General features: G+C 54.8%; 16 protein-coding genes. 2 read left to right on the plus strand and 14 right to left on the minus strand.

All coding sequences use genetic code 11. From position 1 onward, the window contains the following. Window positions 1-831 precede the first annotated feature (831 nt). From DG046_RS08100 to DG046_RS08125, 6 genes are all read right to left on the minus strand, one after another. Window positions 832-2,163: an IS3 family transposase gene (locus DG046_RS08100; RefSeq protein WP_108832008.1), complete on the minus strand. Its 1,332-nt coding sequence runs from the start codon at window positions 2,161-2,163 to the stop codon at window positions 832-834. A gap of 285 nt (window positions 2,164-2,448) precedes the next feature. Beyond that, on the minus strand, window positions 2,449-3,303 hold the full coding sequence (locus DG046_RS08105; protein WP_108832009.1) for a cysteine ABC transporter substrate-binding protein: 855 nt from the start codon (window positions 3,301-3,303) through the stop codon (window positions 2,449-2,451). A gap of 10 nt (window positions 3,304-3,313) precedes the next feature. Further along, a complete protein-coding gene (locus DG046_RS08110; RefSeq protein WP_108832010.1) occupies window positions 3,314-4,048 on the minus strand; it encodes an amino acid ABC transporter ATP-binding protein in 735 nt (244 codons plus the stop codon). Further along, on the minus strand, window positions 4,048-4,725 hold the full coding sequence (locus tag DG046_RS08115; RefSeq protein WP_199909605.1) for an amino acid ABC transporter permease: 678 nt from the start codon (window positions 4,723-4,725) through the stop codon (window positions 4,048-4,050). Before DG046_RS08115 ends, DG046_RS08110 begins: the two co-directional genes overlap by 1 nt. Then, the gene (locus DG046_RS08120; protein WP_108832012.1) at window positions 4,697-5,365 is read right to left on the minus strand and encodes an amino acid ABC transporter permease; all 669 of its coding nucleotides are present in this window, start codon (window positions 5,363-5,365) and stop codon (window positions 4,697-4,699) included. The genes DG046_RS08115 and DG046_RS08120 overlap by 29 nt, the downstream gene beginning before the upstream one ends. A gap of 261 nt (window positions 5,366-5,626) precedes the next feature. After that, window positions 5,627-6,661, minus strand: coding sequence for a threonine aldolase family protein (locus DG046_RS08125; RefSeq protein ID WP_108832013.1), 1,035 nt, complete (start codon window positions 6,659-6,661; stop codon window positions 5,627-5,629). Between the two features lie 66 nt (window positions 6,662-6,727). Here DG046_RS08125 and DG046_RS08130 point away from each other — a divergent pair, with 66 nt between their 5' ends. Together DG046_RS08130 and DG046_RS08135 are read left to right on the plus strand one after the other, a co-directional pair. Continuing rightward, the gene (locus tag DG046_RS08130) at window positions 6,728-7,813 is read left to right on the plus strand and encodes a pyridoxal phosphate-dependent aminotransferase (RefSeq protein WP_108832014.1); all 1,086 of its coding nucleotides are present in this window, start codon (window positions 6,728-6,730) and stop codon (window positions 7,811-7,813) included. Window positions 7,814-7,945: 132 nt separating this feature from the next. Next, a complete protein-coding gene (locus DG046_RS08135; RefSeq protein ID WP_159082108.1) occupies window positions 7,946-8,905 on the plus strand; it encodes a helix-turn-helix domain-containing protein in 960 nt (319 codons plus the stop codon). A gap of 75 nt (window positions 8,906-8,980) precedes the next feature. On the opposite strand, the gene DG046_RS08140 is transcribed toward DG046_RS08135, so the two are convergent. From DG046_RS08140 to tmk, 8 genes are read right to left on the minus strand one after another with little or no spacing between them, the layout of a single operon-like run. After that, on the minus strand, window positions 8,981-9,463 hold the full coding sequence (locus tag DG046_RS08140; protein ID WP_108832016.1) for a ferritin: 483 nt from the start codon (window positions 9,461-9,463) through the stop codon (window positions 8,981-8,983). Window positions 9,464-9,485: 22 nt separating this feature from the next. Continuing rightward, the gene (locus DG046_RS08145) at window positions 9,486-9,749 is read right to left on the minus strand and encodes a hypothetical protein (RefSeq protein WP_108832017.1); all 264 of its coding nucleotides are present in this window, start codon (window positions 9,747-9,749) and stop codon (window positions 9,486-9,488) included. 53 nt (window positions 9,750-9,802) lie between these two features. Next, window positions 9,803-11,749 (minus strand): alpha/beta hydrolase, encoded by a 1,947-nt coding sequence (locus tag DG046_RS08150; protein ID WP_108832018.1) that lies wholly within the window; start codon window positions 11,747-11,749, stop codon window positions 9,803-9,805. Then, complete coding sequence (locus DG046_RS08155; protein ID WP_108832019.1) at window positions 11,721-12,587, minus strand: PSP1 domain-containing protein; 867 nt, start codon at window positions 12,585-12,587, stop codon at window positions 11,721-11,723. Before DG046_RS08155 ends, DG046_RS08150 begins: the two co-directional genes overlap by 29 nt. Further along, window positions 12,584-13,423 (minus strand): DNA polymerase III subunit, encoded by an 840-nt coding sequence (locus tag DG046_RS08160; RefSeq protein WP_108832020.1) that lies wholly within the window; start codon window positions 13,421-13,423, stop codon window positions 12,584-12,586. The genes DG046_RS08155 and DG046_RS08160 overlap by 4 nt, the downstream gene beginning before the upstream one ends. Beyond that, window positions 13,420-13,695 carry a cyclic-di-AMP receptor gene (locus DG046_RS08165; protein WP_108832021.1) on the minus strand — a complete coding sequence of 92 codons (276 nt, stop codon included), beginning with the start codon at window positions 13,693-13,695 and terminating at the stop codon, window positions 13,420-13,422. Before DG046_RS08165 ends, DG046_RS08160 begins: the two co-directional genes overlap by 4 nt. A 12-nt stretch (window positions 13,696-13,707) precedes the next feature. Then, window positions 13,708-14,031: a cyclic-di-AMP receptor gene (locus DG046_RS08170; protein ID WP_108832022.1), complete on the minus strand. Its 324-nt coding sequence runs from the start codon at window positions 14,029-14,031 to the stop codon at window positions 13,708-13,710. Window position 14,032: 1 nt separating this feature from the next. Continuing rightward, window positions 14,033-14,647, minus strand: a complete 615-nt coding sequence (tmk, locus tag DG046_RS08175; RefSeq protein WP_108832023.1) for a dTMP kinase — start codon at window positions 14,645-14,647, stop codon at window positions 14,033-14,035. Window positions 14,648-14,658: the final 11 nt, after the last annotated feature.

Below are 14,658 nucleotides of genomic sequence, written 5' to 3' on the forward strand. Positions count from 1 at the left end.
ATGACACCATACGAATACGGATCGACACTGCTCAACGCATAGGGGTTGACGTGTCCAAATCAAAGGGTCCACCTTAGAAGGCCGCATTTTCCCCGCCCCCGGGGCCCCCACCCCTTTTTTGGCCGCGCTTAAGTTGTAAGAAAATGCCTGCGGCATTTTCTACAAATTGGGCCGTGTCGTGGAAAGAAGAATGTGCGTCGGGCGAAGTTTTTCTTTCGCCAATAAGAATTCTGCGCCCAACTCATTTTCTTTCTTCCGCGACACGGCCCAACAGGAATCAAATGCCGTCAGGCATTTGCACATATAGAAGGCGTTTGTGGGTGGATGGGGATGGGGCCCCGGGGAAGGGGCAGAGGGCGAATCGCAACGCCCTGGCCCCTTCCCCGGGTCTCAAAGCCGTGCGGGAATGGTACTTTAACGACTAAGAAAATACCGCGAGTCATTATTCGGTCCGCGATCTGAAGGCTTAGATAAAATAGGAGCGAATGAAAAAACACCATGCAATAAAAAAACCACCGCATCTTTCCCTGGGTATGAAAAAAACAGCCTCATTCAGAGACTGTCAGAGTGATGACAAAGGGAGGGAGAATCACCCGATTCACCCTCCCTTTTTTGTGCGCTTTAGCATGAATAAACCACCAGCTATGCTGGTGGTAGGCGTAAAAAGCTTTAGCTTTAAGTAAAAAAAGAACCTCCCATGATAAAATTATTGTGTTATCGGCAATAAAATATCAAGGAGNCTTAAGCGCGGCCAAAAAAGGGGTGGGGGCCCCGGGGGCGGGGAAAATGCGGCCTTCTAAGGTGGACCCTTTGATTTGGACACGTCAACCCCTATGCGTTGAGCAGTGTCGATCCGTATTCGTATGGTGTCATGTCGCCGAGGCCTTCTTGGTATCGGCGGTAGCGGTAGTAGCTTATGTAATCGGCGACGGCAGCTTCGATCTCTTGGTCGCTGGCGTTTTCGTCGAATGTTGCTTCTTGTTTCATTTTGCCGAAGAAGGATTCGCAGGGTGCATTATCCCAACAGTTGCCTTTTCTCGACATGGATTGAATGAGGCCCATGGATTGGATGGTGTCGCGGAATTTTTTCGCGGTGTAGTGGACGCCTTGATCGGAGTGGATGATGGCGTTTTGGCTGTATCCGCAGGTTTTGAGTTGTTCGAGGGTCTCGAGGACGAAATCGAGGTTGTAGTTTGTGCTGGTTTTGTAGGCGACGGGTTCGTTGGTTTGGGAATCGATGATGACGGAGACGTAGGAGAAGTGGCCTTGGTGTTTGATGTAGGTGATGTCGGTGAGGAAGAGTTTTCTGGCTTCGCCCGGCTTGAAGGCGCGTTTGACGCGGTTGGGCGCGATTTTGTTTTCTTGGCCGTCGTTTTTTCGTTTGCCGTAGGGTCGGGATTGTTTCACGGGGCAGATGAGTTGGTATTTCCGCATGATGCGTTGGATTTTTTTGCGGTTGTAGATGATGTCGTAGTCGTTTTTCAGGACCATGCGCAGGGAGCGGCTGCCTTTATGGTAGTATTTGCCGCTATGGTCGAAGGCTTTTTGTATGAAGTACAGGGCTTCTCGATCAGCGTCTTCTCTTCGTTGCCGGTTTTCTTTGCTGGCTTTGTAGTAGTAATAGGTGCTTCGCGGCAGATGAAGGTTTTTGCAAAGGGCTTTAATGTTGACGGCTTTTCCGTAGGTTTCGACGGTGTCTTCTACGATTTTGCAGAGATCAGTCTTTCCATAGGCCTTCTTGTCGCATCGCCTCCCTCCTAGCCAGCCAGCTTTTTTTAATGCTTCGATCTCCGCAGCTTGTTGCTGAATGATTTTTTCTTGCTTTGCCAGTTTGTCTTTTGCTTTTCTCATGTCGTCGATGGCGTCAATGGCCTGAAGGGCTTCATTCGCGGCTTCCTGGTCAATTGATGCGAGAATGGTGTCCCGAATGTGGCGTTCTTTCCAACGTGCAGTGGCCCGTTCGATGCGTTTGTCGCCTAAGATTTCAGGATCGAAGCCGGCCTCGATAAAGATTTGTTTTGGTCGTTTGCCCATGGTAAGGGCATCGATGAAATGCTTTTTAAATTCGGCCGTATAAAAGACACGATAATCATCGACTGATTCGACATTTGGATTGGCGCGTAAGATGGCTTGCTCTTCAGTGGTTAGTTTTCCTCGTCCCATGGTTTCCCTCCTTAATTGAATTATACACGATTTGAGGTGGGGGGGATGTCCAAATCTTGGGGACCGGGTTATTCCGCTCTGAGCTCTTTTCCCCGCCCCCGGGTTTCAAAACAATGGAAGAATGGATTTTTTGAGTTAAAGAAAAGAGGATCGCGAATCACAAAAACTGAGCACTTGGAAAGCGAAAACAAAACCAGGTAAAGAAAAAAAGAAAATGTCCTCACAAATTCCGAGCGCAATAAAAATAAGGAAAGGATCGATTCCTCTCGATCCTTTCCTTATTTTTTAAAAGTCTGCGGGTTTCTCTTCAACCACCATGTCTTCGGGTTTAGCCGCATCGCCGTAGGTGGGGGCGAGGGTTTCTTCAAATGCTTTGGTGAAGAATTTTTCTCCGTAGAGTTTTTCGATAATTCCGTTCACGCAGTCGAGCATTTCTTTGTTGCCTTTTTTTACGGCGGGGGCGATGTAGTCCACATCTCCCAGGGTTTTAATGCCCACGTCGTAGCCGTCGTTTTCAAGTGCCCAGGCCAAAACCTCGGTGTTGTCGGTGCTCATGGCGTCGCCGCGGCCGTCTAAGAGGGCGCTGTAGGCTTCGGCGTATTGGTCGTATTTTTGCAGTTTTACTTCGGGGTGTTTTTCAGTGAAGTAGGTTTCCGCCGTGGTGCCTTTGGAGATGATGAGGGTTTTGTCTTTCAGTTGAGAAACGTCGGTGATTTCGCCTTTCGGGGAAACGACGCCCAGGGAGACTTTCATGTAGGGCAGGGCGAAGTCGACTTGTTCTTTTCGCTCGTCGGTGACGGTGAAGTTGGCGAGCAAGAGGTCGATTTTGTTGGCGTTCAGGTATTCGACGCGGCTTGCGGCTTCCACGGGAATGTATTTGACTTTGACGCCCAGTTCTTCGCCGATGCGATCGCCGAGGGCGATGTCGTAGCCTTTAAATTGGCCTTTTTCGTCCATGTAGCCGAAGGGTTTTTTGTCGCCGAAGACGCCGATGGTGATTTCGCCGGATTTTTTGATTTCGTCGACGGTGCGTACGCCGGCTTTGTCGGCGGCCGGGGCGCCTTCTTCTTCCGCGCCGCCGCAGGCTACGAGGCCCAGGGCGAGTGTGGCGATCATAAGTACGGTAAGCAGTTTTTTCATTTTGTCCTCCTTAGTTGTAATGCAGTCCTTCTAAAAATCGGCGGCTTCGTTCGGTGGTCGGGTGCTCGAAAAATTCTTCCGGCCCCGTGTCTTCGATGATGTGGCCTTCTTCCATAAACAAGATGCGATTCGCGACTTTTCTCGCGAATTCCATCTCGTGGGTGACGATGAGCATGGTTTTTCCCTCTTTGGCCAATTCGCCGACGAGGGATAAGACTTCCTGCACCATTTCCGGGTCCAGGGCGGCGGTGACTTCGTCGAAGAGGAATATTTCCGGGTCCATGAGCATGGCCCGAAGGATGGCGACGCGCTGTTGCTGGCCGCCGGAGAGGTTTCTCGGAAAGCTTTGGGCTTTGTCTTTGAGTCCCACCCGATCCAAGAGGGCCAGGGCGCGCTTTTCGGCCTCGGCTTTGTCTTCGCCTTTGGCCTTCACGGGCCCGAGGGTAAGGTTGTCGAGGACCGTCATGTGGCCGAAGAGTTCGTAGGACTGAAAGACCATGCCGATTTTTTTCCTGACGCCGGGCATGTCTTTTTCTTCTTTTACGACGCTTTCGCCGTTCAGGAGAATGTCGCCTCCCTGAATTTTTTCCAGGCCGTTGATGCAACGAAGCATGGTGCTTTTGCCGCAGCCCGAGGGGCCCAGAACGGCGATGACGTCGCCTTTTTCAACGTTTAGGGAAAAGCCGCTGAAGATGGGGGCGCCGTCGTAGGCTTTTACCATGTCTTTTATTTCCAGTATGGCCATTATGCCTCCTTCCATTTCTTTTCTAAGTGCCCGGCCCATTTGGACAGGGGATAGCAAACCAAAAAGTATAAAATCAAGATGACGAGGTAGATCCAAAGGGCCGCGGAGGCGAATTCCAGCCGCACGGCTTCCACGATTTGTTGCCCGGTTTTGATGACTTCCACGACGCCGATGAGGGCGATGAGGGAGGTGGTTTTGATCATGCGGGTCACGAGGTTCATGGCCTGGGGTATGAGGCGGCGAAGTGCTTGTGGAAGCACGACGTAGCCCATGACCTGAAGGCGGGTGAGGCCGATGGATTGGGCGGCTTCGTATTGGTGTTTCGGAATGGATGAGATGGCGCCGCGGACGAGATCGCCCATTTCCGCCGTGCCCCAGAGGGTGAAGACGATGATGGCGGCGTTAAATCCCGAGATATGCACGCCCAGGGCCCGCGCCATGCCGAAGTAGACGATAAAGAGGAGCACGAGTTGGGGCATGAGGCGCATGAATTCCAAGTAGATTTTCGAAAGGATTTTGATGACCGGGGATTTTTTGGTCATGGTCCAGCCGAATACGAGGCCGAAGAGGATGGAGAGGGCCACGGAGATGAGAGACACGCGCAGGGTAACGGAGAGGCCTTTCAGGAGTCTTGTGATTGTATGTGGATTAAGCAATAGCGCTTGTGCCGATGCCACGTCGCATCCTCCTTTCAAGCAGGCTGAAGATCACGGCTACGGGAACCAGGATCACCAGGTAAGATAAGACCAAGAGCAAGAGGGCTTCGTCGGTTTCGTAGTAGATGCCGATTAAGTCTTTTGCCACGTACATAAGATCCGCCAGGGCCACGGCGCTGAAGACGGAGGTTTCTTTCAAGAGAAAGATGGTGTTGGCGCCCAAAGAGGGGATGGCGATGGCCAATGCCTGGGGCAGGACGACGTGGCGGATGCGCTGGTGCTTGGTGAGGCCGATGGCCATGGCCGCTTCGATCTGCCGCACATCCACGGCTTCGATGCCGGAGCGGAAGGACTCAGCCATGTAGCTTGCCCCGAGAAAGATCAGGCCCACGATGGCACAGGCTTCCGAGGAGAGGACGATGCCGATCTTCGGCAGGCCGAAGTAGAGAAAAAACAATTGAATCAACAGGGGGGTATTTCTGGAGATTTCTATGTAGGCTTTGGCCAAGCCGTTTAGGACGGGGACTTTTTCCACCCGAATAAAGGCGAGGATGAGCCCCAAGAGGACGGATCCCGCCACTCCGATGAGCCCGATAGACAGGGTGAGCTTCGCCGCCGCGGCGTACTGCGGCAGCATGGCCACGAGAAATTCTCGGTTCATGACAACTCCTTTCAGGCAAATAAAAAAGCGAGCCGAAGCCCGCTTCAAGATGCCTATGGAAAATAACAATCAGGACAAAACCATGTCGTTTCCCAACATCTGCGCAGGCAAATAACCCGTACAACAACAGGTACAGGAACAAGCACATTTGCAGATGCTTTGGAATAAGGTGTTCATGGTTTCTCCTTTTGATTTTTTCTTATCATAACACGGCACCCTTGCCTTGTCAAACCAATTTACTCTGATTTGTCCTTTTTCGGACTAAAGTGTTTCTTTCAAAAGACCTTCGAGTAGCCGGATGGCCCCGTCGATTTCATCTTTCGTCGTGTTGTAATCGGTGACGAAGCGCACAGGCACGGTTCCGTCTTCTTTCGGGCCCATAATGTCGAATTGGCCGTGTTTTTCCAGTTCGTCGGCCACAGCTTTCGGCAGGCGAATAAATAACTGATTGCTCTCGGGGGGATAGATAAATTCCACGTCCAGGTAGGCGAGTTCTCGGGCGAGGTAGCTCGCGGCCCGATTGGCGGCGCGGCCGTTTTCGAAGAAGAGGTCGTCGGTGAAGAGGGCTTCGTACTGGGCGCCCAGGGTAAAGCCTTTGGCCATCAAGAGGGCACGCTGTTTTTGGAAGTAGATAAATTCCCGGGCCAGGTCTTCGCTTTTAAAGACCAGGGCTTCGCCGAAGAGGGCGCCGTTTTTCGTGCCGCCGACGGAAAAGATATCGGCGTAGTTCATGTATTCGGAAAGCTTCACGTCGTTGACCTCGCTTGTGAGGGCGCTGGCCATGCGGGCGCCGTCGATATAGACGGGGAGATTGTATTTATCCGCCACTTTTTTAATGGCGGCGAGCTCTTCTTTTCGGTAGACGAGGCCGGTTTCCGTGGTGTTTGAGAGGTAGATGATGCCGGGGAGGACATTGTGGAAGTCGCCGAAGGAGGCGATGAATTCGTCGAGGGCCTGGGGATCGTATTTGCCGGCTTCGGTTTTCACGGTGACCACTTTGTGGCCCGCCGCTTCCATGGCGCCCACTTCGTGTCCCACCACGTGGCCCAGATCAGCACTTACGATGGCTTCGTGGGGGCGGAGGTGGAAGGTGAGGGCCAGGACATTGGCCGCCGTGCCGCCGTGGACGAAGTGTACGGGGTAGTCGCCCCCTGCAGCTTCCTGAATCAGGCGCGTGGCCCGCTCCGTGTGGGGATCGAAGCCGTAGCCCATATTTCCCTCGCCGTCGGTGGCGGCCAGTGCTTTCAATACATTCGGATGGCATAAATCGTGGTAGTCGTTTCTGAAATTAAACATAGGCACCCCTTTTTCATTGTCTTTTTGTTTTTGTCATTATATCATAGGTCCGAAAGGAAGGATCCTATGAAAAAGAATCGCCACGGCGCCGATCTCTACGCCTTGGAAACAAAATACCACTACCGCCCGGAAGACATACGGGATTTTTCGTCGAACATCAATCCCCTGGGCCCTTCGCCGAAAGCCATGGAGGCGGCGGCGAAAAACATTCGGGCTCTGTGCCGCTATCCGGATCCCGAGTACCGGAAATTGAAGGCGGCCATTGGTGATTACCTGAATGTGGATCAGGCGGCCGTGCTCTTGGGAAGCGGCACGTCGCAACTGATTCAGGAAGCCATCGCCTTTATTAAGCCCGCCCGGGCCTTGATCAACAGCCCCTGTTACAGCGAATACGCCCGGGAGCTGGAAAAGATCGGGGCAGAGATTTTTGAATACCACTTGGATTACCACAAAAATTTCTCCATCGACGTAAACGAAATCATCGCGCGGATCAACGAGGAAGCCGTGGATCTTTACGTGCTTACCAATCCCAACAATCCCACGGGCTCCATTTTAACCCGGGCGGACGTGGCGCGGATTTTGGACGAGACCTCTGCCCACGTGCTGGTGGATGAAACCTACATCGAGTTTACGGATCCCGCCATTTACTCCGCCGTGTCTTTGGTGAAAAGCCGCGAAAAGCTCATCGTAATCCGGGGCACGAGCAAATTTTTCGCCACGCCGGGGATTCGCCTGGGCTACGCCGTGACCGGAGATGAGGCCCTTCATGCGGCCCTTGCCGCGGATCTTTCCATGTGGGGGATCAACGCCATGGCCGATGTCATGGGGCGGGTCATGTTTCAGGATGTGGCTTTTCGCGAGGAAAGCTTTCGCCTAATTCAGCGGGAGAAGGCCAAGGTCATCGCCGCTTTGGAGGCCAAGGGCGCCCTGAAGGTGTTTCCCTCCTACGGAAATTTCGTCTTGGTGAAGATCAAGGACAAAAGTCGCACGGCGGCGGAACTTCGCGAAGCCCTTCTCGCGCAGAAAATGGTGATCCGGGACTGTTCGAATTTTAAGAATTTGGACGAACGCTTCTTCCGCTTCTGCCTCTTGGATCCGGAATCCAACGAGGCTTTGATGAAGGCCATCGACGATTTCTTTAAAACGCCTTAGCCGAAAACGGCTTGATTTCGCCATTGCAACCTGTGGTTGCGAAAATTCCAAGGCCTGTGTATGGCATGCAACCGGCTCATGGCGTATTCTTTTTTCAGAAAGCGAACCGACTATGTTTACAAGGAGTGTCTCATGTTATTTTCTGAAAAGCTCGTCTACCTAAGGAAAAAATCCGGCCTCACTCAGGAAGCTTTGGCCGAGGCCTTGGGCGTGTCCCGCCAATCCGTTTCGAAGTGGGAAGCAGCCGGCGCCATGCCAGAAATGGCAAAGATCATCGAAATCAGCAAGTACTTTCACGTGTCCACGGACTTTTTGCTCTTGGATTCCATGGATCCCTCCGAGGATGGGGCGGATCAGCCGGCGGAAGAAGCCCTCTCGTCCGTTGCATTGGAAGATGCCGATGCCTACATGAATTACCTCGCCGAGCGCGCGCCGAAGGTGGCCCTGGCCGTGAGTCTGTTTATTCTCTCCGCCATTCCGCCGATCCTGGCCGACATTGCCGATACCGACGCCGCCTCCACCTTGGGCATCATCGCCACCCTGGCCGTGGTGGCCGTGGGCGTCTTTCTTCTGGTCTACGGTCCGAAAATGCCCGACGATTTCGAATCCTTCGACGAACCCGTGGATACGGCCTACGGCGTGGACGGTGCCGTAAAAAAACGCAAGGAGAACTACGCCCCTCTTCACAACCGCCGCTTGAGCGCCGGGATCATTCTGTGTATTCTCTCCGCCGCGCCCATGCTCTTTTCCTCGGCGGCGGGAAGAGGCGATGCCTTCACCACCACGGGCTTTGCGACCACATTATGTATCGTGGCGGCCGGCGTCTTTTTCATCGTGCGCACTTCGGTCATCGAGGCGGGCTTCGATAAAATTTTGGAACAGGGGGATTATACCCGCCGCAAAAAAATCGCCCGTCGCCGCACAGTGCCTATTCAACGGGCCTACTACCTTTCGGTGCTCTTGATCTATTTGGCCCTGTCCTTTTACACGAATAAGTGGCAGTGGACGTGGATTATTTGGCCCGGGGCGGCGCTGGTCAACGTCATCTGCCGCAGCATCGCCGAGTCCATTCGGGCCTTCGACGAAGACTAGCCGGCTTCCCTACTTCAACCCGTAAATTTTCCCAATAAAAAATCCCCCACCGCTTGGTGAGGGACATTTTTATGCTTATCTTTGAGCCAATTCGCGGTCGAAGATGTAGAGGCCGTTCCAGGATTCGTTGATGCGTTCTAAACGTTCGACGATTCCGCGGAAGGTGTCTTCTTCTTCCCGTTGTTCTTCGATGAACTTGTTCAGGAATTCTTGGGTATCTAAGCAGCCCACTTCGATGGCTTCTTTGTAGATGGCCTTGATGCGGCTGGTGACTTCTTGTTCGTGTTCGTAAGCGGCACGGAAGGTGTCGGTGAAGTTACCGAATTCCTTCGGCGGTTTGGCGATGGCTTCGTATTCCGGAGCCCAGTCCATTTCTTGAAGGAAATCGTAGAATGCCTTGGCGTGTTCCATTTCTTCCTTGGCTTGATGCACGAAGAAGTGGTCGAAACCGGACATGCCTTGGGTGTCCATGTAGTTGGCCATGGCCATGTAGATGTAGGCCGATTCGATTTCAAAGTTAAATTGTTCGTTCAGCTTTTTGCTTAATTCATTGGACATAGTTTTCCTCCTAGTCTTACTCCTAAAAGTACGGTTCATAAACGCCATACACCGGCACGCCTTTATTTACGAGGAGTGCCAGGACAGTGGGGATTTCATCGACTTCCAACTTGAGACGAATGCCGTTGTAGCGAAACAGACAGCGCCCGGCATAGGGGCTGTCGGGCTTGTTTAATAGGTCCATGAGCTCGCCGATGTGCGCATCCATATCGCCGATTTGGAAAAAGACGTTCCGCAAACCGGCTTGATCTCTGTTGATTGTTTTTATTAAAAGTGTATCGTGCATGAACGTAACCCCCCGAACTCTGTTCGCATTACTTATACCCGAGGGATTCGGTTTTAATCGCTTTCGATACGAATATTGTCGATTTCCGTAAGGCCCCCCACGGTGATTTCCACGCGGCTCAGGTCCTTCATGTTAAAGGCGGGATTCTCGCTCGCCATGGCGCTTTTCGTGAGGCGCACCGTCTCCAGGGCCCGCTTGTATTCCCACTTTTTCGCCGCGTACTGCCATTTTAAAAGGCCGGTTTCGTGGGCGGCGTGGAGCGCGTCTTTTTTCGGAGTAAAGTGTACGGCCTCGCCGGAGGCGTCGATTAAGGTGATTTTTACATCGGCGCGACCGCTTTTTGCCGCCACGTCCAGGGCGAAGTCCCCGTCCCCTCCGCCGTTCACGTTGAGGGCGTAGGTGCCGATGAGTCGGGCCACGTGGTTGGTGCCGCCGCGATCGGAGGGAATGAAGGCCCCTTCCTGATAGGTGGTGGCGCCTTTTATGTCCGGCGCGGCGTCTGTGGCGGTGGTAAGGTCCGCGTCTTCTTCGAAATCAGCGAGGACGCGGCTCTTCGGCTGGGTGGCGAGGGCAAAGCCCGATTGAGGCAGGTAGGCTTTCAGGTCATTAAATAAATTGCGGTCCTCGATAAAGGCGTAGGCCGCCACTTCCAAAAAGTGCTCTTGATCGGCTTTGTCCAATATGTTTCCCGTGGCAAGAGCCAGGGCGGCGAGGCCTTCCCGGTCCAGGCGGCCCCAGTTGGAATTGAATTGGCTGTGATTGGCGTAGTCCACGAAGAGTTGGCCCCGCCAGGCGCCGGCGCGGAGGTATTGATCCATGCCTTCCAGGGAGGACACGTCCTGATCCCATGCCCCGGTGACGAGGAAGTAGGGCACATTTAAATCCACCGCACGATCCCCGGGCTTGTACTGGCCGTCGGTGGGGGCCACGGCCAGGACGCCGGCCACCACGATGTCTTTCGTGGCTCGGCCGGTGTCGGGGTTGTATGGGAGTTCAGCGAAGGATGCCGCCACGGCCGCCGCTTCGCCGCCGCGGCTGTGGCCGCCGAGGTAGACGCGATCTTTATCGATGCGGTCTTTGAAGCGGGGATCGTTCAGAATTTTGTCGGCGTGATCCAAAAGGCTCAGGGCCCGGGCGTCGTTTTCGCCGGAAAGGCCCTTGCCGAAGTAGGCGTTAAAATGGGATTGCTCCACGGATTGAAAGGCCACGCCCCGCGCCGCCAGGTAGCGGCCCAAATACTCGTAGCCCCCTTTGTTGTCTTCGATCATGTTGTGATTGCCGTGAACGAAGACGAGGAGGGGGGCATTTTTTACGCCTACGGGCAGGTAGAGATCCCCTTCGTAGGGCACGTGGGCCGGGGTGTAGCCGAAAAACAACTTCCGCCAGCGGTCCTGGCCCTTGGGCAGGCGCAGGTAGGAGGCGTAGTTTTCCTCCCCGTAGTCGTAGGCGCTCTTCGGGCCGTAGGTAATTTTTTCCACCTTATAGGCGGCGGGAATCGTCTTTTCTGCACGGGCCACGTCCGGGCGAGTCTTCGGGCCGGGCCAGGCGCAGACAAAGATGAGCCCCGCCATAAGTAGGCCGCCGAGAACAGCCGCCATGGGATAGAGCTTCCGCGCCCCCACGTCCAGGGCGAAGAGCCAGATGATCGCCACCACGGCGGCGGTGGCGCCGTAGATGTAGGCGTCGGAGGAAGGGCCCAAAGAGGAAGTGGCGCGAAGCACATCGCTTACCTCGTAGATCAAAAGCCCGAGAAGGATGAGCTCCGTCGCCGCCGGAGTAAGTATGGCCGAGGCGAATTTTCTTATGAGGACGAGGATCCCTAAAAGGGCACAAAAATAGATCCCCCACAGGGCCACGTCGGCCGCGGCGTGGGGAATCTTCGTCTGAAAGTAGAAGCCGGGGAATTCGTCGAGGAAAAAGAGCGCCAAGAAGCCTGCGAGCCACGCCAGTCGCCCGCCGTTGAACGCGCCTCTATTCAGCTTCTTCCATATCCCCTTCATGGGCACACCCCTTTCCCCGGCAGGGCTTTCTCGCCAGATCTTCGGCGGAGACCACGACAAATTCCACTCCGTCGTCGGTTTCGATCTTTACCTTCACCAAGGCCTGCAAGGTGTTGGTGGAAACCACCACGCCCTTTCCCTCGGCGGTGTAGACCGTGCGTCCCACGCGGGGCATGATTTTTAAATTGGTCTCGTAGCCCGGCTGTTCGTACCGGAGGCAGCACAAGAGCCTGCCGCAGACGCCGCTGATGGCGTCGGGATTCAGGGAAAGGCCCTGATCCTTGGCCATGTTAATGGACACGGGAGAAAAATCCCCGAGAAAGGACGCGCAGCAGCATTCCCGGCCGCAAATGCCGATGCCGCCCAAAAGCTTGGCTTCGTCGCGAACGCCGATTTGTCTGAGCTCGATGCGGGTGCGGAAAATCGCCGCCAAGTCGCGAACCAGGCGGCGGAAATCCACCCGGCCGTCGGCGGTGAAGTAAAAGAGGAGCTTGGAATTGTCGAAGGTATATTCCGCGCTGATCAGGCGCATTTTCAAGCCGTGTTCTTTTATTTTTTCCTCGCAGACCACCATGGCCTCCCGGGCCAAATTGCGATTGGACAGGTGGCGCCGCTCGTCGTCTTCTGAGGCCGTGCGGAGAATGGGCTTCAGCTCGCCCACGATGTCCTCGGCCGCGACGGCCTTGCGCTCCATGGCCACGTAGCCGTATTCCACGCCCCTGGAGGTCTCCACGATGACGCCGCCGTCTAAGGCAGGCTCGGCGTCTTTCGGATCGAAGTAATAAATTTTTCCGCGGCGCTTAAATCGCACGCCGACTACATCTCTCGTCTCTGTCAAATTCCCTGGCCTCCCATCGTTAAAAGCAGCCACTCAAAGGCAAAGCTTTTGTTTACATTCATCTCCACGTAGCGCCGCGCCCGGTAGAGGGCGTCGATGATGTCGTAGACCCGCATCCCCACGATCTGCGACTGACGGGCAATGGGCACGCGGTAGTCTTTGTTTACAACTTTATTTTCGTCGCCGGTTTCGTAATACACGGCCATGTCCCGAAAGTAGGCGAGGAAGTGGTCGAAGATCTCGGGCAGATGGTCCTTTTCTTCTTCGAAAAAGCTGCGCGCCAAAAATACTTCCTCGGGCCGGGACAACACTTTTTCCACGAGGCGATAGCTTTTGTGGCGCCGCTCGGGATCGTAGGCGGGCTCCTCGCTCTTTAAATCCAAAAAGCCCGCCCGTGAGCGCACCGTGGGAAGAATCTTCTCCGGCGATTCGCTTAAAAGCAAAAAGCGGGTCTTCGCCGGAGGCTCTTCCAGCACTTTTAAGAGGGCGTTTTGTCCCTCGACGGTGGTGGTGTCGAAGTCCGCAAAGACGAAGACCTTGCCTCCGCCGGCGTAGTCCGTCATGGCCGCCGCCTTCAGCACTTCTTCGATGCGCTCCTTTTTTATGGACGCCTTGGAGGTCTTTTTGGACGGGGCGATTTCCACGTAGTCCGGATGATTTTCCCCCCGGCCTTCTCCCGACAAAAAGAGCTTGCAGGAGGGGCAGCTGCCGCAGGGCGCCTCATCACTCGCGCACAAATAGCCCATGGCCAAGTGGCGCGCCGCTTCGAGAGCCGCCTCGCCGCTTCCCTTTAAAATGTAGGCGTGAAGGCCGGAGTGTAAGAGATCCGCCGTCAAATGTGAATGCCCTTAATTAAGTCGATGGCGAAGACGTGGGCCCCGGCGTGGGTTTCGTCTCGGCCGCTGTTTTTGCCGACGATGCGTTCAAATATTTCTTTTAATTTTTCGTACTGGCTGTTGGTGACGCCGACGACCACCGTCGTGTTTCCCTCTTTCAGGAAGCCGCCGGTGGAGGCCATTTCCGTGACGGAAATTTCCGCCTCCAGCAATTCGTCGATGACGTCGCCGACGAAGCGATCGGCGATAATAGCAAACACCATTTTATCCATGATGCGGCCCCCTTAATACCGATTGTATTCGGCTACGTCGAGAATAAAGATCGTGGCGCCCCCGACGCGCACGTTTAAGGGATAGGGCATAAAGGATTCCCCCGGCGACATGGAGACCATGGAGGTGGGCTCTTCGCGCACGGAGCAATTGGCTTCCATGATGTCGAAGAGCTCGTCCATGTCTTTTTCTTCCACGCCCATGAGGAGGGTGGTGTTGCCCGCTTTTAAGAAGCCTCCGGAAGACGATAATTTCGTTACGCGGAAGCGCTTTTCGGTCAATGCGTCGATTAAACCCGGTGCGTCCTGATCCTGCACAATGGCGAATATAAGTTTCATTTTACCGGTACTCCTTTTCGATGGCTTCCACGGCGGCCGAAAGCACCTGCTCCGCATCCATGGACGCGTCGATAAAGCAAAGTTCTCCTCGGCGCCGTTCAGCCAAGATTCTATAATAGGCCTCCACCGTGTCCGTGATCTTCTTGTCGGACTCCAGGCGATCGGCGAGGCGATCTTTCATGCGTTCCTTGCCCGTGCCTTCGGGCACGTCGAGATACAGGGTGATGTCGGGGACGAGGCCGTCGGTGGCGAAGGCGTTGATTGCTTCGACGGGCGCGAGGCCCAATTGACGGCACAGGCCCTGGTAGACCAGGCTCGAGAAGACGAAGCGTTCCGACAGGACCAAGGCCCCTTCGGCCAGGGCGGGACGAATCACTTCCTCCACGTGTTGGGCCCGGGCGGCGGCGTAAAGCAGCGCCTCGCAGCGCGGATCCATGGCCTTGTTCTCGGGATCCAGAAGAATCTCCCGCACGGCTTCTGAAATGGCCGTGCCGCCGGGCTCTCTCGTGTGGATCACGTCCACACCCTTTTCCTTAAAGTGGCGGCAAATGCCCTCGGCGACGGTGGATTTTCCCGAGCCGTCCGGCCCTTCGATGACGACAAACAATCCTTTCATGGAAACACCCC

The sequence above is a fragment of the Aedoeadaptatus coli genome (assembly GCF_900343085.1).
GTDB classification, from domain to species: domain Bacteria; phylum Bacillota; class Clostridia; order Tissierellales; family Peptoniphilaceae; genus Aedoeadaptatus; species Aedoeadaptatus coli.